This window comes from Pseudoduganella dura (genome assembly GCF_009727155.1).
Lineage (GTDB): Bacteria > Pseudomonadota > Gammaproteobacteria > Burkholderiales > Burkholderiaceae_D > Rugamonas > Rugamonas dura.
This window is the reverse complement of sequence record NZ_WNWM01000002.1, coordinates 1952174-1977261: the sequence shown is the minus strand read 5'-3', so window position 1 is coordinate 1977261 and position 25088 is coordinate 1952174. Positions and strand designations below refer to the sequence as shown.

General features: G+C 66.0%; 22 protein-coding genes. 13 read left to right on the top strand and 9 right to left on the bottom strand.

Annotated elements, in window-relative coordinates:
* The first annotated feature begins 26 nt into the window (after positions 1–26).
* On the top strand, positions 27–485 hold the full coding sequence (locus tag GJV26_RS08650) for a GNAT family N-acetyltransferase (RefSeq protein ID WP_155708470.1): 459 nt from the start codon (positions 27–29) through the stop codon (positions 483–485).
* A 62-nt stretch (positions 486–547) separates the two neighbouring features.
* Here the strand turns inward: GJV26_RS08650 and GJV26_RS08645 are convergent, their stop codons facing one another.
* On the bottom strand, positions 548–967 hold the full coding sequence (locus tag GJV26_RS08645) for a type 2 periplasmic-binding domain-containing protein (RefSeq protein ID WP_155708469.1): 420 nt from the start codon (positions 965–967) through the stop codon (positions 548–550).
* A 9-nt stretch (positions 968–976) separates the two neighbouring features.
* Complete coding sequence (locus tag GJV26_RS08640) at positions 977–2191, bottom strand: hypothetical protein (RefSeq protein ID WP_229419225.1); 1215 nt, start codon at positions 2189–2191, stop codon at positions 977–979.
* A gap of 332 nt (positions 2192–2523) precedes the next feature.
* Between GJV26_RS08640 and argJ the strand changes: the two genes are divergently transcribed.
* From argJ to GJV26_RS08625, 3 genes are read left to right on the top strand one after another with little or no spacing between them, the layout of a single operon-like run.
* The gene (gene argJ, locus GJV26_RS08635) at positions 2524–3759 is read left to right on the top strand and encodes a bifunctional glutamate N-acetyltransferase/amino-acid acetyltransferase ArgJ (RefSeq protein WP_155708468.1); all 1236 of its coding nucleotides are present in this window, start codon (positions 2524–2526) and stop codon (positions 3757–3759) included.
* A complete protein-coding gene (locus GJV26_RS08630; RefSeq protein WP_155708467.1) occupies positions 3759–4673 on the top strand; it encodes an ATP-binding protein in 915 nt (304 codons plus the stop codon). Before argJ ends, GJV26_RS08630 begins: the two co-directional genes overlap by 1 nt.
* The gene (locus GJV26_RS08625; protein ID WP_155708466.1) at positions 4670–5065 is read left to right on the top strand and encodes an NUDIX domain-containing protein; all 396 of its coding nucleotides are present in this window, start codon (positions 4670–4672) and stop codon (positions 5063–5065) included. The genes GJV26_RS08630 and GJV26_RS08625 overlap by 4 nt, the downstream gene beginning before the upstream one ends.
* Positions 5066–5192: 127 nt before the next feature.
* Here the strand turns inward: GJV26_RS08625 and yacG are convergent, their stop codons facing one another.
* The 4 genes from yacG to GJV26_RS08605 all read right to left on the bottom strand — a co-directional run bounded on the left by yacG (position 5193) and on the right by GJV26_RS08605 (position 7758).
* Positions 5193–5372, bottom strand: coding sequence for a DNA gyrase inhibitor YacG (yacG, locus tag GJV26_RS08620; protein ID WP_155708465.1), 180 nt, complete (start codon positions 5370–5372; stop codon positions 5193–5195).
* Between the two features lie 2 nt (positions 5373–5374).
* Positions 5375–6130: a cell division protein ZapD gene (gene zapD, locus GJV26_RS08615; protein ID WP_155708464.1), complete on the bottom strand. Its 756-nt coding sequence runs from the start codon at positions 6128–6130 to the stop codon at positions 5375–5377.
* A gap of 84 nt (positions 6131–6214) precedes the next feature.
* Positions 6215–6886: a dephospho-CoA kinase gene (gene coaE, locus GJV26_RS08610; protein ID WP_155708463.1), complete on the bottom strand. Its 672-nt coding sequence runs from the start codon at positions 6884–6886 to the stop codon at positions 6215–6217.
* Positions 6883–7758, bottom strand: a complete 876-nt coding sequence (locus GJV26_RS08605) for a prepilin peptidase (protein ID WP_155708462.1) — start codon at positions 7756–7758, stop codon at positions 6883–6885. The genes coaE and GJV26_RS08605 overlap by 4 nt, the downstream gene beginning before the upstream one ends.
* Positions 7759–7988: 230 nt before the next feature.
* On the opposite strand from GJV26_RS08605, the gene GJV26_RS08600 reads away from it, so the two are divergent.
* Together GJV26_RS08600 and GJV26_RS08595 are read left to right on the top strand one after the other, a co-directional pair.
* Positions 7989–8420, top strand: a complete 432-nt coding sequence (locus GJV26_RS08600) for a DUF2231 domain-containing protein (RefSeq protein WP_155708461.1) — start codon at positions 7989–7991, stop codon at positions 8418–8420.
* A 47-nt stretch (positions 8421–8467) separates the two neighbouring features.
* A complete protein-coding gene (locus GJV26_RS08595) occupies positions 8468–9727 on the top strand; it encodes a PQQ-dependent sugar dehydrogenase (protein ID WP_173346329.1) in 1260 nt (419 codons plus the stop codon).
* Positions 9728–9854: 127 nt separating this feature from the next.
* Here the strand turns inward: GJV26_RS08595 and GJV26_RS08590 are convergent, their stop codons facing one another.
* The 3 genes from GJV26_RS08590 to GJV26_RS08580 form a co-directional block, all read right to left on the bottom strand.
* A complete protein-coding gene (locus GJV26_RS08590; protein WP_155708459.1) occupies positions 9855–11066 on the bottom strand; it encodes a type II secretion system F family protein in 1212 nt (403 codons plus the stop codon).
* Positions 11067–11077: 11 nt separating this feature from the next.
* The gene (gene pilB, locus GJV26_RS08585) at positions 11078–12802 is read right to left on the bottom strand and encodes a type IV-A pilus assembly ATPase PilB (RefSeq protein ID WP_155708458.1); all 1725 of its coding nucleotides are present in this window, start codon (positions 12800–12802) and stop codon (positions 11078–11080) included.
* Between the two features lie 87 nt (positions 12803–12889).
* Complete coding sequence (locus GJV26_RS08580) at positions 12890–14167, bottom strand: HlyC/CorC family transporter (RefSeq protein WP_155708457.1); 1278 nt, start codon at positions 14165–14167, stop codon at positions 12890–12892.
* 190 nt (positions 14168–14357) lie between these two features.
* Between GJV26_RS08580 and GJV26_RS08575 the strand changes: the two genes are divergently transcribed.
* The 7 genes from GJV26_RS08575 to GJV26_RS08545 all read left to right on the top strand — a co-directional run bounded on the left by GJV26_RS08575 (position 14358) and on the right by GJV26_RS08545 (position 25034).
* Entirely contained in the window at positions 14358–15587 is a 1230-nt protein-coding gene (locus GJV26_RS08575; protein WP_155708456.1) for a glutamate carboxypeptidase, read from the top strand.
* Between the two features lie 19 nt (positions 15588–15606).
* Complete coding sequence (locus tag GJV26_RS08570) at positions 15607–17148, top strand: carboxylesterase/lipase family protein (RefSeq protein ID WP_155708455.1); 1542 nt, start codon at positions 15607–15609, stop codon at positions 17146–17148.
* 140 nt (positions 17149–17288) lie between these two features.
* On the top strand, positions 17289–18749 hold the full coding sequence (gene xdhA / locus GJV26_RS08565) for a xanthine dehydrogenase small subunit (RefSeq protein WP_155708454.1): 1461 nt from the start codon (positions 17289–17291) through the stop codon (positions 18747–18749).
* Positions 18750–18759: 10 nt separating this feature from the next.
* The gene (gene xdhB / locus GJV26_RS08560) at positions 18760–21093 is read left to right on the top strand and encodes a xanthine dehydrogenase molybdopterin binding subunit (protein ID WP_155708453.1); all 2334 of its coding nucleotides are present in this window, start codon (positions 18760–18762) and stop codon (positions 21091–21093) included.
* Positions 21094–21187: 94 nt separating this feature from the next.
* A complete protein-coding gene (xdhC, locus tag GJV26_RS08555) occupies positions 21188–22201 on the top strand; it encodes a xanthine dehydrogenase accessory protein XdhC (RefSeq protein WP_155708452.1) in 1014 nt (337 codons plus the stop codon).
* Between the two features lies 1 nt (position 22202).
* Positions 22203–23513: a guanine deaminase gene (gene guaD, locus GJV26_RS08550; RefSeq protein WP_155708451.1), complete on the top strand. Its 1311-nt coding sequence runs from the start codon at positions 22203–22205 to the stop codon at positions 23511–23513.
* Positions 23514–23540: 27 nt separating this feature from the next.
* Positions 23541–25034, top strand: a complete 1494-nt coding sequence (locus tag GJV26_RS08545; protein ID WP_155708450.1) for an adenosine deaminase family protein — start codon at positions 23541–23543, stop codon at positions 25032–25034.
* Positions 25035–25088 lie beyond the last annotated feature (54 nt).

Below are 25088 nucleotides of genomic sequence, written 5' to 3'. Positions count from 1 at the left end.
CCATCCCAACCGCGAGGTCATCCGCGATGACGAAGCCATTCCCAACCGACGTGCCCGCGATACGGGTAGCGCAACCCGATGATCACACCGTACTGGCAGGCCTGCTGCGCCAGCTCGGCTATGAGCTTGCGCCCGCGCAGGTCCGGGACAAGCTGCAGGCGCTGGGTGCCAGCCCGGCGGACCGTATCCTTGTCGCGGTCCTGCATGGCGAAGTCGTCGGCAGCATCAGCCTGCATGCGCTGCCCCTTTTCCACATGGCCGGCCAGCTGGGGCGCATCACCAGCATGGTGGTCGACGAGCGCCACCGGGGGAGCGGGGTCGGCGGCGCGCTGATCGGCGCTGCCGAGCAGTGGTTCGCAGCGGCGGGCTGTGTGAAGGTGGAAGTGACGAGCAGCGATCGCCGGCTCGATGCGCACCGCTTCTACGAGCGGCACGGCTTCCTGCGCGATGGCCAGCGGCTCGCCAGGAACATCCCTGGAGACTGAATGCAAGAAGCCCGGCGCATGGCCGGGCTTCTTGCATCCGCACAGGGGGCTTGCTGCGGGGCTTACTGCAGCGTCAGGATGACCTTGACGGTATCGTCGACGGCCGATTTCTCGATATACCCGATCGCTTTCGGATCGTCGGCCACGGCCTTCTTCACCTCGGCGCTCGTCTTGAACTCCTTTGGCGCCTGCGCCTTGCCGGTAAAGACCAGTTTCGACCAGATGGCTTTCACCTGGGCGGCGTCCTTGTCGGTGACCTTCTTGTAGAACTCGTTGCGGATCGCCGAGCCGTCGGCCTGGTCGACCGGCGTGAACATCGTCGATTTGCCGAGGAAGAACTGGGATGCCTGTTCGGAGAACATGCGGGTCGCCGGGTTCTTGGCGCTGACGATGACAACCGTCTCCGCGAAAGCCGAGGCGGGCAATACTGCGGCCGCCGCGGTGAGGGCGGCGATGGCCAGGGTGATGGTGATCTTTTTCATGTGTAGTCCTTAGAAAACGAAGTCCACGCCAGCGGCGACCACGGTGACCTTCTTGCCCACGCCGGCTGGCGTCACATCGGACAGGAAACCGTTCTTGGCGCCCGGCTTCACGCGGTCGACCTGCACCTTCAGCGCGGCCGACGAAGCGAAGTCCCAGCGCACGCCGACCAGGTCGGACGACTGGCTGGCACCGGCCAGCAGGTTCTTCACGCCGGCGTTCAGCGCGGGGATGCGTGCCAGCGTGGCCGGTACGGTAATGTTCGAGCCTTTGCCGTCCAGCTTGGCGTGCGCGAAGTACGGCAGCACCTTGCCGAAGCGGTAGCCGACCATCGTGTACCAGGCGTTGCTCTCGCTCAGGTAGGACGGATCCTTGGCGCGGCGCATGCCGTATTCGGACTGCACCACGATGTTGTTCCAGTCGGCCAGCAGGCCCACGGAGGTGAACGCCACGCGCTTTTCTTCCTTCAGCGTGATGTCGCTGGCCAGTTGCGCGAAGCCCACCGAGGTCAGCGTGTTCGTCAGCGAGTTGATCGGCTTGACGTTGGTCGCCTTGATCTTGCCCTGCACGTGCGCGAAGCGCAGCGTGACGGGGCCATGCTCGGCGCTGACGGCAAAGCCGGCGGCCGGGGCCTGGTAGCGCGGTTCGGAGCGGTCGGACGCCACGTACGATTTGCCGCGTGCCACGCCCACGAATGCCTGGGCGGTCACGTTGGTGTCGCCGAAGCCATGCTGCCAGTTGACGTCCACGCCGTCGACGTTTTCAATGATGTTCTGGCCGTACATCTCGATCGGCGGACGCATCATCGTGTTCGCGTAGCCCACGTTCTGGTAGTCGGAGATCAGGAACGCCGGCACCACCACGCGGCCCAGGCGGAGCGACACATCGTCGTTCAGCTTGTACTTGACGAAGGCCCACGCCAGTTCGGTCGTGAAGCTGTCGCCAGTCGTTTTGCGCGACAGGATCTGCGTGGTGGCGGACAGCTTGTCCGAGAACGTGTAGGTGGCTTGCAGGCCCAGGTTGGAGTCGAGGCCGATCGTGTTCGTGCCGGCCGTGCCTTCGCGCTGGTTGGCGCGGGTGAAGCGGGCGTCGTCCGTGTTGCTCCTGGCGGCGGCCAGGGTGCCGAAGCCGGTGATCGACAGGTTGTCGTTGCCGAGCGTGGCGGCGCTGGCCTGCATCAGGCACAGGGCGCCCAGGACGAATGCTGCTGACAGTTTCAATTTCATGCTGAGGAGTCCGATTCGAAGAATGTTTTGTATGGGGTAGTGCTTGCCGCGAGGCCGCTGCGGAGGTAAGGGAGCGGCGCGTTGTCTACGACAGAGTGCATGCGGTCTCTACCTTATTGGATATTGCTGAGGGGCATCAAGTTTTATTTCCTAAAGGATATAAAACATGAAAGTCACTGTCGCATTTTGTGAACTTTTGCCGACATTCCAGGCAGGCCAGGACACTATTTCTACAAAAAAATACAAGTCATCAGACGACCACCGGTCACCTGCAGCTTCCTGTTGTCACAGGTATTACAATAGCGATTCCACCAACCCGCACGAGAATACACATGGCCGTCAATTCCCCCATTCCTGTCGCCGCTGAGCTGAAACCTGTCGCCGGTATCGAAATCGGCTACGCCGAAGCGGGCATCAAGAGACCGAACCGCAAGGATGTGCTGGTGATGAAGCTGGCCGAGGGCGCCACGGTGTCCGGCGTGTTCACGCTGAACCGCTTCTGCGCGGCGCCGGTGCAGATTTCAAAAGAAAACCTGGCGGCCGTGAATGCCGGCGGCAAGCCGATCCGCGCGCTGCTCGTCAATACGGGCAACGCCAATGCGGGCACCGGCGAGGCGGGCCTGGCCAACGCACGCGCCACCTGCGAAGCGCTGGCGGCCGAGCTGGGCATCGATGCGCAGCAGATCCTGCCGTTTTCCACCGGCGTGATCCTGGAACCGCTGCCGGTGGCCAAGATCACGGCCGGCCTGCCCGCCGCCGTGCAGAACCTGAAGGCGGACAACTGGTTCAACGCGGCCGAAGGCATCATGACCACCGACACGCAGCCGAAAGCCGGCTCGCGCACGGTCACGATCGCGGGCCACGCGGTCACGCTGACCGGCATCAGCAAGGGCGCCGGCATGATCAAGCCGAACATGGCCACGATGCTGGGCTACCTGGCGTTCGACGCGAAGGTGGCGCAGAACGTGCTCGACGTGCTGGTGAAGGAAGCAGCCGACCAGTCGTTCAACTGCATCACGATCGACGGCGACACGTCCACCAACGATTCGTTCATGCTGGTCGCCACCGGCGCCGGCACGCTCGAAGTGAACTCGGTCGATTCGGCCGAATACCGCGAACTGGCCGCCGCCGTCACCGAACTGTCCGTGTTCCTGGCGCAGGCCATCGTGCGCGACGGCGAAGGCGCCACCAAGTTCATCACGATCTCGGTGGAAGAAGGTGAATCCGTGGAAGAGTGCCGCAAGATCGCCTACTCGATCGGCCACTCGCCGCTGGTGAAGACGGCGTTCTTCGCCTCCGACCCGAACCTGGGCCGCATCCTGGCCGCGATCGGCTATGCGGGCGTGGATCTCGACGTCTCGAAGATCAACCTGTGGCTGGACGATGTGTGGGTGGCGAAGGACGGCGGCCGCAACCCGGACTACAAGGAAGAAGACGGCCAGCGCGTGATGAAGCAGAGCGAAATCGCCGTGCGCGTGAAACTGGCGCGCGGCAGCGCCGCCGCCACCGTGTACACCTGCGACCTGTCGCACGACTACGTGTCGATCAACGCGGATTACCGCTCCTGATGGCGGGGCCGGAAGACTCGTTGGCGACCTTCCTCGCCCGCGCCGAAAGCGTGCTGGCGCGGGTGGAGGCCTTGCTGCCGCCGGCCGTGCCGGCACCGGACTGGAATGCGGCGTTCGCATTCCGCTGGCGCAAACGCAGCGGCATCGGCGGCACCGCCGGGTGGCTGCAGCCGGTCGCCCACGCATCGAAGATCACGCTGGACGACCTCCATAACGTGGCGGTCCAGAAGGCGCAGATCGAGCAGAACACCCGCCAGTTCGTGGCGGGCCGCCCGGCCAACAACGTGCTGCTGACGGGCGCGCGCGGTACCGGCAAATCGTCGCTGATCAAGGCGTGCCTGAACGGGTTCGCCGGCCAGGGCCTGCGGCTGATCGAAGTGGACAAGGCCGATCTCGCCGACCTGCCGGACATCATCGACCTGGTGGCCGGCCGGCCCGAGCACTTCGTGGTGTTCTGCGACGACCTGTCGTTCGAGGAAGGCGAGAGCGGCTACAAGGCGCTGAAGGTGGCGCTGGACGGTTCGGTCACCGCGCAATCGGACAACGTGCTGATCTACGCCACGTCGAACCGGCGGCACCTGCTGCCGGAAAAGATGTCCGAGAACATGAGCTACCGGCACGACGAGGACGGCGACCTGCATCCCGGCGAAACGGTCGAGGAAAAGATCTCGCTGTCCGAGCGCTTCGGACTGTGGCTGTCGTTCTACCCGTTCAAGCAGGACGATTACCTGGCCATCGTTGCGCACTGGCTGTCCACGTTCGGCTGCACGCCGGCGCAGATCGAGGAAGCCCGCGGCGACGCGCTGCGCTGGGCGCTGCAGCGGGGCTCGCGCTCGGGCCGCGTCGCGTGGCAGTTCGCGCGCGACCATGCCGGCAGGATGGCACCGGAGGCGGGCGCGGAAGGCGCGGCATGACGGATAGCGCCAGGCCGATCGACGTGGCGGTCGGCATCCTGATGAAGCCGAACGGCGACGTGCTGCTGGGCCAGCGCCCGGCGGGCAAGCCGTACGCCGGCTACTGGGAATTCCCCGGCGGGAAGGTGGACCCGGGCGAGACCATCCTCGCCGCGCTCAAGCGCGAATTCATGGAAGAACTGGGCATCGAAGTGATTGCCGCCGACGAATGGTGCGGCGTCGAGCACGTGTACGAACATGCCCACGTGCGGCTGCACTTCTTCATCAGCCGCGCGTGGCGCGGCGAGCCGCAAAGCCTGGAAGGGCAGGCGTTCGCGTGGCAGGGGGCGGTGAGCGTGGAGCCGCTGCTGCCGGCCACGATCCCGCTGCTGCAGTGGATCGAGCGTTCCTGAAAATCGGAAAATCGGTGACAGGCTCCCATTAATTTGAAATGTTTCTCAAAATTCGGAGCCTGTCACCGGTTTTGAGGCACCGATGTTCGTCGAGCGTCCCGGCAGCCACTGGTGGACACCAGCAACGCTACTGCTTGTCTTCCTCGAGCGGATCGGTGGGAATGGCGCCGGGGATCGTGTATTTTTCCTCGGCCCAGGCACCCAGGTCGATTTGTTTGCAGCGTTCGGAGCAGAAGGGGCGGAACTTGTTTTTCTCGCTCCACTCCACTTTCTTGCCGCAGGTGGGGCAGTCGACAACGGTTGGCATAGTCAGAAATTACAAAGGGTCAATTCGAACGGCACGTCCTCTTCCAGCGGCTTCGGCTTGCAGTCGCCGCCCTGGCTGGTGAAACGTACCCACAGCATGTACTTGTTGGCCGAGATTTCCGGAATCGCACCCAGCGACGCATCGACCGTCAGCCTCAGCATCTGGAACACCTTACCCTGCAACATCTGCTGGTAGCTGCCGGCGTTGGCGATCATCTTCTTGGTCGAGCCGGAATCGCGCAGCAGCCGCAGCACGATCGCCAGCGCGTCGAACAGCGGCGCCAGCGGCGCGAACCACGTGACGATGTCGCCGTAGCGCTGCTCGAACGGCTGCTGCTGCCACGCGTAATACGACGGCAGATCGAAATCGCAGGCGCCGCCGGGAATGATCGTGCGGCCCCGTATGCTCATCAGCCATTCGTTGTCGCGCACGTTCTGGCCCGTCTTGCCCTGCGAGGCGACCAGCGCGGACGACACGCTGTCGAGTTCCTCGAGGATTGCATCGAGCATCTCGGCCTGCACGGCGGGGTTGGAACGGTAGCCCATCAGCGTCTGCTTCTGGCGCTCGATTTCCTGCAGCAGGTCGGATTTCAGATCGGCGCGGCCGGCCACTTCGAGCATGTCGAAGATCGTGGCGAGCGCCACGTGGTGCTGCAGCGCATGTTCCTGGTTCAGGAAAAACTTGAACTTCTCGTACAGGTCCTCCAGGCGCAGCAGCGTGCGGATGCGCTCGTTGAAAGGATATTCATAGACGATCAAAGTGAATCCCTCGTTGGTGGGCCTGAAATATGCCCGTGATTCTGAACCATGCGAGGCAAAAATACAAACGTTGTTAATTGTTTTTTACCAGTTCTTCACCCCTTCTTCAGCCATCGTTAAGTAAGTTGCATGCAAGCGGTCGACTTGCGGCGCCAGCGCGGCCAGTTCGCCGCCGTTGTCGATGACATCGTCCGCGGCGGCGAGCCGCACCTGGCGGGGCGCCTGCGCCGCCATGATGGCCTGCACCTGCGAGGCCGGCAGCGCACTGCGCGCCACCACGCGCGCCGCCTGCACCGCTTCGGGACAGTCGACCACGAGCACGCGGTCCACGCGGTCCTTCCATGTGCCGGACTCGACCAGCAGGGGAATATCGAAGATCACATACGGCCCCGTGCCCAGCAGGCTCTCGGCCAGCACGGCATCGCGGATCATCGGGTGCAGGATGCCCTCCAGCCGGCGCTTCGCATCGGGCTCGGAAAACACCAGCGCGCGCATCTTCGCGCGGTCCAGCGCGCCGTGCGCATCGGCGAAGCCGTCGCCGAACGCGGCCAGCACCGCCGGCATCGCGGCGCCATGCGGCGCGGTGAGACTGCGCGCGATCCGGTCGGTATCGACGATATCCGCGCCCCGTCCGGCGAACAGCCGCGCGACCACGCTCTTGCCGCTGCCGATGCCGCCCGTCAGGCCGACGGTGAACCTGCGCGTCGTGCCCACTTCCACGCCCCCTTCCACGCCCCCTCCCAGGCCACCGTTCATGCCACGCCCAGCAGCCGGCTCGTGAACGCCGCGATCTGCGGACCGAACATCAGCGCGATCATGCCCGCCGCCGCCAGGTACGGGCCGAACGGGATCGGGTTGTCGCGCCCGCGCTTGGCGAACAGGATCAGGCCGATGCCGACCAGCGCACCCACGATGGACGACAGCAGGATGATCGTCGGCAGCATCGTCCAGCCCAGCCACGCGCCCAGCGCGGCCAGCAGCTTGAAGTCGCCGTAGCCCATGCCTTCCTTCCCGGTCAGCAGCTTGAACAGCCAGTAGACGGACCACAGCACCAGGTAGCCGGCGGCGGCGCCGATCACCGCGTCCGCCAGCGGCACGAAGGTGCCGTTCAGGTTCACCAGCAGGCCGGCCCACAGCAGCGGGTACGTCAGGTCGTCCGGCAGCAGCCTGGTATCGGCATCGATGAACGTCATCGCGACCAGGAGGTAGGCGAACAGCAGTGTGGCGAGGCCCGTCCAGCCGCTGCCGAACTGCCACACCAGCGCCGCCGACAGCGCGCCGGTCAGCGCCTCGATGACCGGATAGCGGCCGGAGATGGGTGTCTTGCAGCTGCGGCACTTGCCGCCCAGCGCCAGCCAGCTGACCACCGGGATGTTTTCCAGCGCCGTGATCTGGTGCCCGCAGTGGCCGCAGCGCGAGCGCGGCACCATCAGGTTGAAGCGGTCCGTGTGCGGCAGTGGCAAGCCCGATTCGCTGGCCACGTAATTGTCCGATTCGCGCTGCATCATCTTCGGCATGCGATAGATGACGACATTCAGGAAGCTCCCGACCAGCAGGCCGAAGATGGCGGCGACGATCGCGGCGGGGAGGGTGGCGGGAGGGGAGAAAAGAAAGAGTGACTCGAGCATGTGTGGGTTCCGTGGCGCCCTGCGCACCAGGCCGGCAGATGAAAACCAGAGCTTACACCACCGCTCGCCATTTGCAGACGGACTCTCTGCAGATGGCTCCACGCCGCCACTGTGCGACGCGGCGGGGCCGAAGCTCCTGTAGCGGTACCGGCTCCGGCCTCAGCTATGCGACAGGATATTTGTAATATCGATACGATTCGCCAAGCGAAACCTACGACGAGGACCATGCAATGTCAGCACACATAACGAACGGCCCGATTCATCGACACCCGCCGGGACGGCTGCATGCCATCCTGCTCTCCGGAACGGTTCCCCTGTTTCTCGGTGCATTGGCGAGCGATGCGGCCTACTATCGAAGCTACCAGATCCAGTGGAGCAATTTTGCATCGTGGCTCATCGCCGGCGGCCTGCTCTTCGGCGGTCTTGCCCTGCTACTTTCCGTGGCGGGCCTGCTCCGTGCCCGGCACAGGACAGGGCGTCCATTGATCGGCCTGCTGCTGTTGCTGGCAACCTGGGTACTGGGACTGGGCAACGCCTTCGTCCATGCCAAGGACGCCTGGGCGGCGATGCCGGAAGGATTGATCGTGTCGGTGATCGTTGCCGCATTGGCCTGCATCGCGACGTGGATCAGCCTGGATACGCGTCCGGAGGTGGCGAAATGAAGCCGATAAAGCCGATAAAGCCGATAAAGCCACTGGCATTGCTGGGCATGGCGCTGTTGCTGACCGCATGCGCCGACAAGGGAGATGGCCAGCAGGCGCGCGGGCCCGACCCCACGCTGCCGCAACCCGAGCGCGGTTTGCTGCCCAGCATGAAGATCGCCGAGCCGGTGGCATGGGGCAGTCAAAAGCCGACCGTGCCGAAGGGCTTCAGCATCGCCGCGATCGCCACCGACCTGAAGATTCCGCGGCAGACGCTGGTGCTGCCCAATGGCGATATCCTCGTCGCGGAAGGGCGCGGCGGCCATGCCGCGAAGCTTAAGCCCAAGGACGTCATCGCCGGCTACATCAAGGCGCAAGGCAATACCAAGGTGGAAGGCGGCGATCGCCTGACCTTGCTGCGCGATGCCGATGGCGACGGCCAATACGAGTTGAAGACCGTCTTCGCGGAAAAACTCGACGCGCCTTACGGCCTCGCGTTCGCCAATGGCAAGGTGTACGTGGCAAACCAGGGTGAACTGGTCAGTTTCAACTACCAGGAGGGCCAGACCAGGGCCGGCGGGCCGCCGGCCAGCATCGCCAGGCTGCCTGCCGAAATCAATCATCACTGGACGAAGGCGCTCACCATCAGCCCCGACGGGCGCACCCTGTATGTCGGCATCGGCTCGAACAGCAATATCACCGAACGCGGCATGGAGGCTGAGCTCGACCGCGCGATGGTGTGGCAGATCGACGCCGCGACGGGCGCCCACAAGCCCTATGCGACCGGGCTGCGCAACCCGACGGCATTGGCGATGCACCCCGACACCGGAAAATTGTGGGCGGTCGTGAACGAACGCGACGAACTGGGACCGGACCTGGTACCGGACTACCTGACCTCGGTGCGCGAAGGCGCCTTCTACGGCTGGCCGTACAGCTACTGGGGACAGAACGTCGACACGCGCGTCATGCCGCGGCGCCCCGACAAGGTCGCCGCCGCCGTCAAGCCCGATTACAGCCTGGGATCGCACGTCGCAGCGCTCGGCCTGAGTTTTTCCCTGCCGGCGATGGGAGAACAATATGCCAACGGGGCATTCGTCGGCGAGCACGGTAGCTGGAATCGCAGCCAGCCCGTCGGCTACAAGGTGATCTTCGTGCCGTTCAGGGGCGGCATGCCCGCCGGCGAGCCGGTCGACTTCGTTACCGGCTTCCGCGATGCCGATGGCAAGACGCGCGGGCGTCCGGTCGGCGTGACGGTCGACCCGCGCGGGGCGCTGATCATCGCTGACGACCTGGCCAATACCGTGTGGCGGGTGGTGCGGAGCCGTTGATGCCGGCCTGGCCGGGCAGCTGCCGGCAGCAGCGCAAAGTCGCTGCCGCATCTCGTGGGAACACTGCGCATGCACCGCGCAGTGTTCCTGATACCGTGACGTCTTCCGGAAACCGCGGCGGCCAGGCTCAGACCACCGACCCCAGCTTGAAGATCGGCAGATACATCGCCACCACCAGCCCGCCGATCAGCACGCCGAGGATCACCATGATCGCCGGCTCCATCAGCGACGACAGGGAAGCGACCGCCTCGTCGACCTCTTCCTCGAAGAAGTCGGCCACCTTGCCCAGCATCGCGTCCAGCGCGCCGGATTCCTCGCCGATCGCCACCATCTGCGTGACCATGTTCGGGAACACTTCCACGTTCTGCATCGCCACCGTCAGGCTCACGCCGGTGGAGACGTCGCTCTGGATCTTGCGCGTGGCCTCCAGGTAGACGGCATTGCCGGCGGCGCCGCCCACCGAGTCGAGCGCCTCGACCAGCGGCACGCCGGCGGCGAACATGGTCGACAGGGTGCGCGTCCAGCGCGCGATCGTCGCCTTCCTGATCACGTCGCCGAACACGGGCACGCGCAGCAGGAGCCGGTCCAGCGCCTGCTGCATCCCGAGGGATCGCCGCCACGCCTGGAAGAAGAAGTAGATCGCCGCGAACAGGCCGCCGAAGATCATGTACCACCAGTCGACGAAGAATTCGGAGATCGCCATCACCACCAGCGTGGGTGCCGGCAAGTCCGCGCCGAAGCTGGAGAACACTTCCTTGAACGCCGGCACCACCCAGATCATGATCACCGCCGTGACGATGAACGCCACCGCCAGGATCGCGATCGGATACGTGAGCGCCGACTTGATCTTGGCCTTCATCGCCAGCGTCTTTTCCTTGTAGATCGCCAGCCGGGTCAGCAGGTCTTCCAGGATGCCGGCCTGCTCGCCGGCGCCGACCAGGTTGCAGAACAGCGGATCGAAGTACAGCGGGAACTTGCGGAACGCCTGGTTCAGGCTCGTGCCGGTTTCGATATCCGCGCGCAGGTCCATCACCAGCTTCGACACGGAGGGATTGGCGTGGCCCTTGCCCACGATGTCGAAGGACTGCAGCAGCGGCACGCCGGCCTTCATCATCGTCGCCAGCTGGCGGGTGAACAGGGAAATGTCCTTGTCCGTGACCTTCTTGCCGGAGCGGTACACCTTCTTCTTGACCTTGGTGACCATGATGCCCTGCCTGCGCAGGGTCACGTTGACCACGGCCTCGCCGCCCGCGCGCAGTTCGCCGCGCACGGTCTTGCCCGTCTTGTCCTTGCCTTCCCAGGCAAAGATGGATTCCTTGATGCCGCCCGCGTGTGCCATGTCCTCTATCCCTATTCGTTCGTGCAACCCAGCACTTCTTCCAGGCTCGTCAACCCTGCCTTCACCTTCACCAGCCCGGACTGGCGCAGCGACTTCACGCCTTCGGCCTGGGCCTGGGCGGCGATCTGCATCGAATTGCCGTGCGCGAGGATCAGGGCCTCGATCGCCGGCGAGATCGGCATGATCTGGTAGATGCCCACGCGGCCCTTGTAGCCGGAGCCGTTGCAGCGCTCGCAGCCCACCGGGCCGTAGGGCTTCCAGCCGCCGTCCAGGTCCTCGTCCCGGTAGCCGGCGCGCAGCAGCAGGTCCGGCGAGATGTCGACCGGCTTCTTGCACGTGCACAAACGGCGCGCCAGGCGCTGCGCCGTGATCAGGATGACGGACGAGGCGATGTTGAACGGCGCCACCCCCATGTTCATCAGGCGCGTCAGCGTCGATGGCGCATCGTTCGTGTGCAGCGTGGAAAACACCATGTGGCCCGTCTGCGCCGCCTTGATCGCGATGTCCGCCGTTTCCAGGTCGCGGATCTCGCCGACCATGATGATGTCGGGATCCTGGCGCAGGAACGATTTCAGCGCCACCGGGAAGGTCAGCCCGGCCTTGTCGTTCACGTTCACCTGGTTCACGCCGGGCAGATTGATCTCGGCCGGGTCTTCCGCCGTCGAGATATTGATGCCGGGCTTGTTCAGGATGTTCAGGCACGTGTACAGCGACACGGTCTTGCCGGAACCCGTCGGTCCGGTCACGAGCACCATGCCGTAGGGCCGGGCGATCGCATCGAGCAGCAGCGCGCGCTGGTCCGGCTCGTAGCCCAGCGCATCGATGCCCATCTGCGCCTGCGTGGCATCGAGGATACGCATCACCGTTTTTTCGCCGAACAGCGTGGGCAGCGTGGAGATGCGCAGGTCGAGCGTTTTCGTGGGCGACACGATCAGCCGCATGCGGCCATCCTGCGGCACGCGCTTTTCCGAGATGTCCAGCCGGGCCAGCACCTTGATGCGGGACACCAGCTTGTCCTTGATCGCGATCGGCGGCTGCGCATGCTCGACCAGCACGCCGTCGACCCGGAAGCGGATCCGGTAGAACTTCTCGAACGGCTCGAAGTGCAGGTCCGAGGCGCCCATGTTGACGGCATCGATCAGCATCTTGTTCAGGAATCGCACGATCGGCGCATCCTCGATGTCCGTCGACGGCGCTTCCGCAGCCGCCGCGTCGCCTTCCTCGGCGAACTGGATCTCGCTGTCGTCGCCGGCCAGCTCGCCCATCAGCTGTTCGCTGTTCTTGCTCAGTTCATGCAGCAGCCGCAGCAGCGCATCGTGCGGCACGATCACCGGCTCCACCGACGATTCGGTCTGGAACTTGATCTGGTCCAGCGCCTGTGTGTTGGTGGGATCGGAAATCGCCACCGACATCTTGTTGCCCCGCTTGGCCAGTGCCACCACGCGCCCGCTCTGCATCAGCTTTTCGTCGATGATCTTGTGGGGCAGGGCGGCCACGTTGACCGTGTGCAGGTCGAGCATCGGGTAGGCGAACGTTTCGGCGCAAAAGGCGGCCAGGTCGCGCGCGCCGATGACGCCGCTGCCGAGCAGCACGTCGATAAACGGCTGCTTTTCCGTACCCGCGCGCTTGAGCAGCGCATCGGCCTGCGCGGAAGTGAGGCGGCCGGCCTGCAACAGGGCCCGCGCCAGTCCCGGCAGGGGAGCGCCTGATGCCGTCGTGGGTTGGACTGCTGCCATAGATGTAGGAACGACGATGGGACCGCGCGTGAAAGATGAGGGCAATCAAGCGATGATGCCCGCAGGCATCACTTTTGTAAAGCGGTGTTACCTGTCCAGCTGTCGCAATTTGGCGACTTTCACGCGCTGATTTTGCACCTGTACAACCTCTATGGTGCAATTGCCAATCCGCACGCTGATCGGCGCGTCCGGGATATCCTGCAGGTATTCCAGCAACAGCCCGTTCAGTGTTTTCGGACCGTCCAGCGGAAAGTTTAATCCCAGCCGCTTGTTGATGTCGCGCAGGGCGGTGGTGCCCTCCAGCAGGCAGGTGGACCTGGCATCCCAGCCGAAGGTGTCGGCCCGGCTGGCCGATGGTGTCGACGTCGTGAATTCGCCGATCATTTCCTCGATGATGTCGTCCAGCGTGACGAGACCCTGCACCTCGCCGTATTCGTCGACGATGATCGCCAGCCGCTCGCGCAGCTCCTGGAAGTTCTGCAGCTGCGCGAACACGGCCGTGTCCTGCGGGATGAAGTAGGGTTCGGACAGCAGCGCGCGGAAGTGCGCCACGGTCAGTTCGTCCTCCTCGTTGAGCAGCGCGATGGCCTTGCGCACGTGCAGGATGCCGACCATCTGGTTGATCTCCCCGTCGTAGACGGGCAGCTTGTTGTGATAGCAGGTGGTCAGCTGCTGCTTGATCTCGTCGACCGGCACCGCCAGGTTCAGCGCCTCGATCTGCGCGCGGGGCGTCATCACGTCCTCGACGGAGATCTTGTCCAGGTCGAACAGGTTCAGCAGGATGCTGCGGTGCTTCTGCGGGATGAAGTTGCCCGCTTCCAGCAGCACCGAGCGCAGCTCGTCCGCGGACAGGCCCGATTCATGGGGATTGCCGGCCGGCTTGACCCGGAACGCGCGCAGCAGCGTTTCCACGAACAGGTGCACGAACCAGATCAGGGGCCTGGCGGCGCGCAGCAGCGGCCGCAGCACGAGGCTGGCCGGCAGCACGACCTGGTCCGCATAGCGGGCGCCGATGATCTTCGGCGAAATCTCCGCCAGCACGATCAACATGAACACCACCGCGCCGGTCGAGATCAGAATCACGTGTTCCTCCAGCCCGAAGCGGTTGATGGCGATCGCCGTCACCAGCGCGATCGCCATCGCGTTGAGCAGCGTGTTGGCGATCAGTACCAGCGACAGCAGGCGCTCGGTACGCTCCAGCAGCCACAGCGTGGCAATCGCGCGGCGGCTGCCCCGCTTCGCCTCGTGGCGCAAACGGAAGCGGTTGGCCGCCATCAGGGCGGTTTCGGCCATCGCGAAAAAGGCCGACAGGAAGATCAGGCAGGCGAGTGCAAGGAGCTGCACCCATAAGGGAATGTTGTCCAAGGCGTGGGGAAGGTATCGCGGCAAATGCGGCCGCAGAGCCGCAAATTCTACGGGAATGATGTACGTGGTGCAACCTCGCACCTCCTGCCGAGCTCGTGTCATGGGGTCTGGCTCCTTGACACAGGCTCGGCAGTTGCGCACATCGTTCAGCACACTGAGCTATGATCGGATGTTATCGGGGAGATATCACATGCGCAAGCTCGCGGCCGGCATTTCGCTGGCATTGGCAACACTGGGAGCAACACCGGGAACGGCGTCGGCCAACCCCGCGCTGCTGAAGCAGGCGGAAGCGCAGCAGCCGGCCGCCCTGGCGCTGCTGGAGAAGCTCGTCAACATCGATTCCGGCACGTTCAACGCGAAGGGGCTCGATGCGGTGGGCGCCATCGCCGCGGCCGAGCTGGCGCGGCAGGGCTTTCGCATCGAGAAGCTGCCGGCCTCGCCGGCGGCCGGCCACAACCTGGTGGCCACGCGCAGCGGCACGGGGAAGGGCCGCGTGCTGCTCGTTGCCCACATGGATACCGTGTTCGCCGACGGCACCGCCGCGAAACGCCCGTTCCGGGTGGAAGGCAGGCGCGCCTACGGCCCCGGCATCATGGACGACAAAGGCGGCATCGTCATCGCCATCGGGGCCGGCAGGCTGCTGACCGGCGCGGACTTCGGCAAGCTCACCATCCTGCTCAACACGAACGAGGAGACCGGCTCCGAGGGCACGCGCGCGCTGATAGAGCGGCTGGCGCGCGAACATGACGTGGCCTTCAACCTGGAACCGGGCCGCGCGGCCGATGGGCTGGTGGTGGCGCGCAAGGGCAGCGGCGAGATCGAGCTGGAAGTGACCGGCAAGGCTTCGCACGCCGGCGTGGCGCCGAAGCAGGGCGTCAACGCGGCGCTGGAAGCGGCGCACCAGGTCGTGCAGCTGTCCCGCCTCGGCGACGATGGCAGGGAAACCACCGTCAGCTGGACCGTCATCCGGGGCGGCGACCGCAGCAACGTGATCCCGGACCACGCGAAGGCCACGGCGGACGTGCGCGTGAAGACGCCGGACGAATTCGACCGCGTCGAGCGCGACCTGCGCCGCATCGCCGCGAACCAGCTGGTGCCGGACGCCAGGGTGGCGCTGGCGCTGAAACGGGGCTTCCCGCCGATGCCGCCCAGCCCCGTCACCGATGGGCTGGCGCGGAAAGCCGCCGCGGTCTACGCCGAGATCGGCCGCAAGCTGACGCTGGAAAGCACCGGCGGCGCAGCCGATGCCAGCCTGGTCTTCGCGGCCGGCGTGCCCACGCTCGATGGCCTGGGCATCGTCGGCGGCGGCATCCACACGGCCGACGAATACGCAGAAGTGGACAGCATCGCGCCGCGCATCTACCTGCTGGCCCGGCTGATCCAGGAATACGGCCGCCCCGGTGCGGCGACAAAACCATAACCACGATGGAGACAACACGATGAAATCAGCATCCGCCGGCATCCTGCTGGCCGCCGCGGCCACCATTGCCCAGGCCGCGGCGCCTTCCACCACCGCCGCCACCGTAAAAATCGAGGGCGGCCGGATCGAGGGCCGCGTCGAGGACGGCGTGCGCGCGTTCAGGGGCATCCCGTTCGCCGCGCCGCCGGTCGGCGCGCTGCGCTGGCAGGCGCCGCAGCCGGTGCGGCCCTGGCAGGGCGTGCGCCAGGCGGGCGACTTCGGCAACCGCTGCCTGCAACTGCCGCTGTTTTCCGACATGGTGTTCCGCTCGCCCGCGGCCAGCGAAGATTGCCTTTACGTTAACGTCTGGGCACCCGCGAAGGCCGCCGCGAAAAAACTGCCGGTGCTGGTGTACTTCCACGGCGGCGGCCTGGTCACCGGCGACGGCTCCGAGCCCCGCTACGAAGGCGCGGCCATGGCAAGGCAGGGCATCGTGGCGCTGACGGTCAATTACCGTCTCGGGGTATTCGGCTTTCTGGCCCATCCCGGACTGACGGCCGAAAGCAGGCATAAAGCGTCCGGCAACTACGGGCTGATGGACCAGGCGGCGGCACTGGCCTGGGTGAAGAAGAACATCGCGGCCTTCGGCGGCGATCCGGCGCAGGTGACGATCGCCGGCGAATCGGCCGGTTCGTATTCGGTCAGCGCGCAGATGATCATGCCGATGTCGAAAGGACTGTTTGCCCGCGCGATCGGCGAAAGCGGTTCCGTACTGGGCCGGCGCGGCGCGCCGCCGCTGGCCGAAGCGGAGCAGCAGGGCGTGGCCTTTGCGCAAAGCCTGGGCCTGGCCACATTGCAGGACCTGCGCGCGGCGCCGGCCGAAGCCTTGCTGCAGGCACAGGGCAAGCCGGACGCGCCGCGCTTCGGCATCGTCACCGACGGCCATGTGCTCGACCGTGCGCCGCTGGACAGCTACACCGCGGGCCGCCAGGCGCCCGTGCCGCTGCTGGCCGGCTGGAATTCGCAGGAAATGCATGCCGGCGCGATCCTGGACAACCAGGAGCCGACGCCGGAGCGCTTCCAGGCCGTGCTGCAAAAATTCTATGGCGCCGAGGCCGCCGAGGCGGCACGCGTCTACGACTACGACGTGGCCGACGCCGCGCGCGACCTGTCGGGCGACCGCTGGATCGTCTACGGCACGTGGAAATGGATCGACCTGCATGCGAAGGCGGCACCGACGTGGCGGTATTACTACACGCGCCCCCGGCCGGCCACCGTCGACGGCCAGCCGGCCGCCGCCGGCGCTGTCCATTCCGCCGAGATCGAATACGCGATGAGTAACCTGGACGGCAACAAGGTGTATGCGTGGACGGACGACGACCGCGCCGTCTCGCGCACCATGCAGGCCTACTTCGCCAACTTCATCCGGCAGGGCGATCCGAACGGCGCCGGCCTGCCGGCCTGGCCGCGGGTGTCCCGGGCGGGTGCGAACGTAATGCGGCTCGATGTCCAGTCGGGCGCGTACGATCCGAAAGACCGTGCCCGCTTCGAGTTCCACGACCGGCAGTTCGCCAGGCCGTGAAACGTTGGCACAAGCGCAAATGAGCCCGATCGCATAAAGTTGCTTCATGCGCTGTCGCTGATAAGGCTCATCTGCAATTGCTTATAGGTGGATTGGTCGCGGGTGTTAGGCTTACAACCTGATACTACCGCGAGGCCAACATGTCCGAACCGATCCGCTTTTACTTCCGCGGCGCCGTGCACGAAGTGCAGGGTGTCGATACCACGCAGACGGTGCTCCAGCACCTGCGCGAAGACCTGCATTGCACCGGCACCAAGGAAGGCTGTGCCGAAGGCGACTGCGGTGCCTGCACCGTGCTCGTCGGCACCCTCGTCGACGGCAACGTCGAGCTGAAGGCCGTCAATTCCTGCATCCAGCTCACGCCCACGCTGGACGGCAAGGCGCTGTTCACGGTCGAGGACATGCAGCAGGCCAATGGCGACCTGCACCCGGTGCAGCAGGCGCTGGTCGAATGCCACGGTTCGCAATGCGGCTTCTGTACGCCGGGCTTCGCCATGTCGCTGTGGGGCATGTACATGAAAGTGGAAGGCCGCACGCCGGAACGGAAGGAAATCGACGATTGCCTGTCTGGCAACCTGTGCCGCTGCACCGGCTACCGTCCGATCATCGACGCGGCGCGGCGCATGACGGAACTGCCCGCCGTGCAGTTCGACACGACCGGTGTGGCGGCGCAGCTGCAGGCGCTCAAGCGCGACAAGCTGGCCACCTATGCCGCGAACGGCCAGACGTTCCACGCGCCGCGCACGCTCGAAGAGCTGGCGCAACTGCGCGCCGAGCGCCCGGGCGCCACGCTGCTGGCCGGCTCCACCGACGTGGGCCTGTGGATCACCAAACAGATGCGCGTGCTGAACGACATCATCTACCTGGGCCACGTCGATGCGCTGAAGAACGTGTCCCTCGATGGGACTATGCTGGAAATCGGCGCCGGCGTCGCGCTGGACGAGGCCTACGGCAAACTGTGCGAGTACTATCCGGACGAGCTGGGCGAATTGCGCCAGCGCTTCGCGTCGCTGCCGATCCGCAACGCCGGTACGCTGGGCGGCAACGTGGCCAACGGCTCGCCGATCGGCGATTCGATGCCGTGGATGATCGCGCTGGGCAGCGAGGTGGTGCTGCACGGCGCCGAAGGCGACCGCACGCTGCCGATGGACGCGTTCTACCTCGACTACATGAAGAAGGACATGCGGCCGGGCGAATTCGTGCGCGCCGTGCGCGTGCCGCTGCCGCGCCCGAACGTGGCGTTCCGCACCTACAAGCTGGCCAAGCGCTTCGACCAGGATATCTCGGCCGTGTGCGCCGCCTTCGCCTTCGAGTTCGACGGCGACATCGTCAAGGCCGCGCGCATCGCGTTCGGCGGCATGGCCGGCACGCCGAAGCGCGCCGCGCTGGCCGAAGCCGCGCTGAACGGCCGCGCCTGGACCGAAGAGGCGCTGGCCGATGCGATGGCCGCGCTGGCGCAGGACTACGCGCCGCTGTCGGACATGCGCGCTTCCAGCACCTACCGGATGCGCACCGCGCAGAACCTGCTGCGCCGCTTCTGGTTCGAAACCCGACTCGATGCGCCTCTGGCGGCCAGCGACGTCAACGCCTTTGCCGCCTGAGGAGACAGCCATGAACCATCCCGCCATCCCCGAACTGAAAGCCGCCGCCTGGGCCGGCGTCGGCCTGTCGCGCAAGCATGAATCGGCCGAGCTGCACGTGCTGGGCCAGGCCACCTACACGGACGACATCCCCGAGCTGCACGGCACGCTGCACGCCGCGCTGGGCCTGTCCAGCAAGGCGCACGCCAACATCACGGCCATGGATCTCGACCCGGTGAAGAATTCGCCCGGCGTGGTCGCCGTGTTCACCGCCAAGGATATCCCCGGCGTCAACGACTGCGGCCCGATCATCCACGACGATCCCGTCCTGTCGCCCGGCCTGGTGCAGTACGTGGGTCAGCCGATCTTCATCGTCGTTGCCGACACGCACACCAATGCGCGCCGCGCCGCCCGCAAGGCCGTCATCACGTATGACGAACTGCCGGCCATCTTCACGCCGCAGGAAGCCAAGGCCGCCGGCTCGTACGTGCTGCCGCCGATGCGGCTCGAGCGCGGCGATGCGCAAGCCGCGTTCGAACGCGCCAGCCGCGTGGTCAAGGGCGAACTGTTCGTCGGCGGCCAGGAGCAGTTCTACCTGGAAGGCCAGATTTCCTACGCGATCCCGAAGGAAAACCGCGGCATCTTCCTGCAATGCTCCACCCAGCACCCGAGCGAGATGCTGCACGTGGTCGCGCATGCGCTGGGCCTGCACTCGCACAATATCCAGGTCGAGTGCCGCCGCATGGGCGGCGGCTTCGGCGGCAAGGAATCGCAGTCGGCGCTGTGGGCGGTCGCCGCCTCCCTCGCGGCGTTCAAGCTGAAGGTGCCGGTCAAGCTGCGCGCCGACCGCGACGACGACATGATCGTCACCGGCAAGCGCCACTGCTTCTACTATGAATACGAGGTGGGCTACGACGACGAAGGCCGCATCGTCGCCGCCCGGGTGGACATGACGTCGCGCGCCGGCTACTCGGCCGACCTGTCCGGCCCCGTCGCCACCCGCGCCATCTGCCACTTCGACAATTGCTACTACCTGTCGGACGCCGATATCCGCGCCGCCGCCGGCAAGACCAACACCCAGTCGAACACCGCGTTCCGCGGCTTCGGCGGCCCGCAGGGCGCGATCGCGATCGAATACATCATCGACGAGATCGCCCGCGAGCTGGGCAAGGATGCGCTGGACATCCGCCGCCTGAATTTCTACGGCATCGAGGAACGCAATACCACGCCTTACGGCCAGCTCGTGGCGGGCAACGTGCTGCCGGCCCTGACGGCGCAACTGGAAGCGACCAGCGAATACCGTGCCCGGCGCGAAGCGGTCGAGAAATTCAACGCCACCAGCCCGGTGCTGAAGAAGGGCCTGGCGTTCACGCCGCTCAAGTTCGGCATCGCGTTCAACGTCACCCACCTGAACCAGGCAGGCGCGCTGGTGCACGTGTATGTCGACGGCTCGGTGCTCGTCAACCACGGCGGCACCGAGATGGGGCAGGGCGTCAACACCAAGGTGATGCAGGTGGTGGCGCACGAACTGGGCCTGGACCTGAGCCATGTGCGCATCACCGCCACCGATACCAGCAAGGTCGCCAACACGTCCGCCACGGCGGCATCGACGGGCGCCGACCTGAACGGCAAGGCGGCGCAGGACGCGGCGCGGCAGATCAAGGAGCGGCTGGCCGCCTTCGCCGTCACGCTGCACGGCGGCGAAGCCTCGGCGGTGAAGTTCCACGACGACCACGTGCACGTGAACGGCGAATCGATCCGCTTCGCCACGCTGGTGGCGCAGGCCTACCTGAAGCGCGTGCAGCTGTGGTCGGACGGCTTCTATGCCACGCCACACCTGTCGTGGGATCCGAAGTCGATGAACGGCAACCCGTTCTCGTACTATGCCTACGGCGCGGCGGTGGCCGAGGTGGTCGTCGACACGCTGACCGGCGAATGGCGCCTGGTGCGCGCCGATGCGCTGTACGATGCCGGCACGTCGCTGAACCCGGCCATCGACATCGGCCAGGTCGAAGGCGCGTTCATCCAGGGCATGGGCTGGCTGACCACCGAGCAGCTGTGGTGGAACGCCGGCGGCAAGCTGATGACGCATGCGCCGTCCACGTACAAGATCCCGGGCATCTCCGACTGCCCGCAGGACTTCCGCGTGAACCTGTTCGACCAGCCGAACGTGGCCGACAGCATCCACCGCTCGAAAGCCGTCGGCGAACCGCCGCTGCTGCTGCCGTTCTCGGTGTTCTTCGCGATCCGCGACGCCATCTCGGCCGTGGGCAACCACCAGGTGAGCCCGCCGCTGAACGCGCCGGCCACCAGCGAGGAAATCCTGCGCGCGATCGATGCCGTGACCGCGACGGTCGGCCGATAGTTGGCTGATTATCCGGTGTCGGACACCGTCTCGACGGTGTCCGACACCGGTTTTCTGCAGCGCTTGCCATTGCCCTGGAAAAATTGGTGAAATCATGAACGAATGGCTGACGACAGCCGCCACCGCGGCGGTGCTGGTGACGGTGGCGCGGGTCGAGGGATCGGCGCCGCGCGAGCCCGGCGCGAAGTTCCTCGTGACGGCGCGCACGCTGCACGACACGATCGGCGGCGGGCATCTCGAAATGCGCGCCGTGGAAATCGCGCGCGGGATGCTGGCGTCCGGCGCGGCGGAAGTGCGCTACGAACGCTTCGGCCTCGGCCCCAGCCTGGGGCAGTGCTGCGGCGGCGTCGTCTGGCTGTCGTTCGAGCCGGTCGCGGGATCGGTGGCCGAGGCGCTTGCCACGCTGCGCAGGGTGCAAACGGAGCGGCGCGGCGATTACTGGCGCGTGGCGTCGATCGCCGGCCGGCCGCGTAACGCCGTGTTCGATGCGCAAGGCACGCTGGTCGCCGGCGAAGCGGAGGTGCCGCGGCACTTCCCGCGCACTGCGAGCGCTATCGTCCTGCCGGACGGCTGGCTCGTCGATCCGGTTCCCGCGCCGGCCTCGCACCTGGTGCTGTTCGGCGCCGGCCACGTCGGCGCGGCGATCGTTCGGGCACTGGCCCATCTGCCGTGCACCGTCACCTGGGTGGACGAGCGCGACGACATGTTCCCGCCGGACGTTCCCGCCAACGTGGTCATCGAGGCGACCGATACGCCGGAAGCCGTGGTAGCATCGGCCCCGCCCGGCGCCAGCTATCTCGTGCTGACCCACAGCCATGCGCTGGACGAGCGCCTGTGCGCGGCGATCCTGGCGCGCGAGACCGTGGGCTGGTTCGGCCTGATCGGTTCGAAGACGAAGCGCGTGCTGTTCGAACGCCGCCTGGCCGCGCGCGGCTTTCCGGCGGACCGGATCGGCGCGATGGTCTGCCCGATCGGCGTGCCCGGCATCACCGACAAGGCCCCCGCCGCCATCGCCGTCTCCGTGGCGGCACAATTACTGATCACCTGGGAAGCGCAGGCACTCGCCGCCGCCGCGATGCCGCGCCAGCCCGCCCTGCAAGAGAGTTGACATGTCCATTACCCCCAACGTGCAGGCCTACCGCGCCGGCCTGCTGACCTTCCATGCCGACCCGGCCTTCAGCGAACGGGCGCACTCGTGGTACGAGGATGGCCTGCTGATCGTTGCCGACGGCAAGATCCGGGCCGCCGGCGACTGGTCGCAGCTGCACGACACGCTGCCGCCGGACACGCCGGTGACGGATTACCGCGGCAAGATCATCACGGCCGGCTTCATCGACGCGCACATCCACTACCCGCAGACGGACATGATCGCCTCCCCGGCGCCGGGCCTGCTGCCATGGCTGGAAAAGTACACGTTCCCCACCGAGCGCGCGTTCGCCGACCCGGCCCATGCCGGCGGCGTGGCCGAATTCTTCCTCGACGAGCTGCTGCGCGTGGGCACCACCACGGCGCTGGTGTACTGCACCGTGCACCCGCAATCGGTGGATGCCTTCTTCACCGCCAGCGAAGCGCGCGGCCTGCGCATGATCGCCGGCAAGGTGATGATGGACCGGAACTGCCCGGACTTCCTGTGCGATACGGCCGAGCAGGGAGCGCGCGAAAGCGAGGAACTGATCAAGCGCTGGCACAACCACGGCCGTTCGCAATACGCGATCACGCCGCGCTTCGCGCCCACGTCCACCGAGGCGCAGATGGAGCTGGCCGGCGCGCTGGCCCGCCAGTATCCGGATACCTACCTGCAGACCCACGTCTCCGAGAACGAGGACGAATGCAAGTGGGTGCAGCAGCTGTACCCGAAGGCGCGCAGCTACCTGGACGTGTACGACCATTACGGCATGCTGCGCCCGCGCGCCGTGTTCGGCCACTGCATCTGGCTCGATGACGGCGACCGGGCCCGCCTGGCGGAAACGAAGTCGGCGGCGGCCGTCTGCCCCACGTCGAACCTGTTCCTGGGCAGCGGCCTGTTCGATTTCGAGGAAGCCGACAAGGCCGGCATGCTGATGGCGCTGGCCACGGACGTGGGCGGCGGCACGTCGTTCTCGATGTTGCAAACGATGAATGAAGCCTATAAAGTAGCGCGCTTGAAAGGCAGCTACCTGCCCGCGCTGCGCATGTTCTATTTGTCCACGCTGGGCGCCGCGCGCAGCCTGCATCTCGACGGCACGATCGGCAGCCTGGCCGCCGGCAACGAGGCCGATTTCATCGTGCTCGATCCGCAGGCCACGCCGTTGCTGGCGCGCCGCACGGCCCGCACGGAAAGCCTCGAGGAGATGCTGTTCGCGCTGGCCCTGCTGGGCGACGACCGCGTGATCGCGGCCACGTACTCGGCCGGCAAGCCGGTGCACAAGCGGGAGAGCTGACTTTCTCACCATACGGAGAGAGTCCCCATGCAACGAGCAGGTAAAACCGGCATCACCCCACGCCTCATCGCCGCGGCGCTCGCCGCCGCATTCGCCTGCGGCGCCCATGCGCAGAAGGGCGGCAACGAAGAGATCGTCAAGCGCCATTTCGCCACGCTGGTCGCCAGCCCGGCCAGGACGGCCGAACTGACGATGTTCATGACGATGATGCCGAAGGGCGGCGACCTGCATCACCATTACTCCGGCGCGATCTACGCCGAGCAGTACCTGGAGTGGGTGGACAAGCAGGGCTATTGCGTGAGCAAGGTCAACTTCCGCATCACCAGCGACAAGGCCGCGCTGGAAGCCGAGCGCGCCAAGCCGGCGCCGCTGCGCACCTGTGTTTCCGGCGCCGACCTGGTGGCCGACAACGACACCTACCGCAAGCTGCTGCAGAAATGGTCGACGGTCGACTTCGATAACCACGGCGGCGACCGGGTGCCGCCGGACCAGACCTTCTTCGATACCTTCGGCTACTTCGGCCCGGTGGCATCGACCAACACGAACGAAGGCCTGCGCACGCTGAAGGCGCGGGCGATCGCCGAAAACCTGTCGTACATCGAGACCATCTTCGAGCTCGCGCCGATCACGCCGGACCCCGCCTTCGACAACATGATCGCCGCGCCGGGTTTCGACCCGGCGCAGCTCGATGCTTCGCTGGCGAAGCTGACCGCGCAGCTGGAAGGCAATCCCGCCTTTGCAAGGGGCATCGCCGACTACATCGCCAACGTGGAGAAAAGCGCCGCCGGCATCGACGACGAACGCTTCACGATGCGCTACCAGCCTTACGTGCTGCGCTTCCTGTCGCCGTCGATCGTGTTTTCGCAGATGCTGGCCAGCTTCAAGCTGGCACAGGCCAATCCGCTGATCGTCGGCGTCAACATCGTGGGGCAGGAAAGCCTGCACGTATCGATGCGCGACTACAGCCTGCACATGCGCATGTTCCGCTTCCTGAAAGCGAAGTATCCGGACGTGAAGACGGCGCTGCACGCCGGCGAACTGCGCCTCGGTATCGTGCCGCCGGAAGGGCTGACGTTCCACATCGCCGAGGCGGTCAACGTGGCGGGCGCGAACCGCATCGGCCACGGCATCGACATCGCCCACGAGAAAAATGCGCTGGCCGTGATGAAGACGATGCGCGAGCGCCGTATCCCGGTCGAGGTGAACCTCACCAGCAATGAATTCATCCTCGGGGTGAAGAACGAGGAACACCCGATCGAGCTGTATCGCCGGTACGGCGTGCCGTTCGTGATCTCCACCGACGACGCGGGCGTCACGCGCCACAGCCTGTCGAGCGAGTACATGCTGTTCGCCACCCGCTACAAGACCGACTACGCCGAAGTGAAGAAGCTGTCGTATGACAGCATCCGCCACGCGTTCCTGGGCGAGGCGGACCGCAAGCGCCTGCTGGGGCAGCTCGACGAGCGGTTCGCGAAGTTCGAAGCGGAAATCGCCGGCGCGCTGCCCGGTAGCCGCAGGTAACGGGAGCCAGCCAGGCGCCGCCGACGAAGGCCGGGGCCTGGGCATCCATGGGAA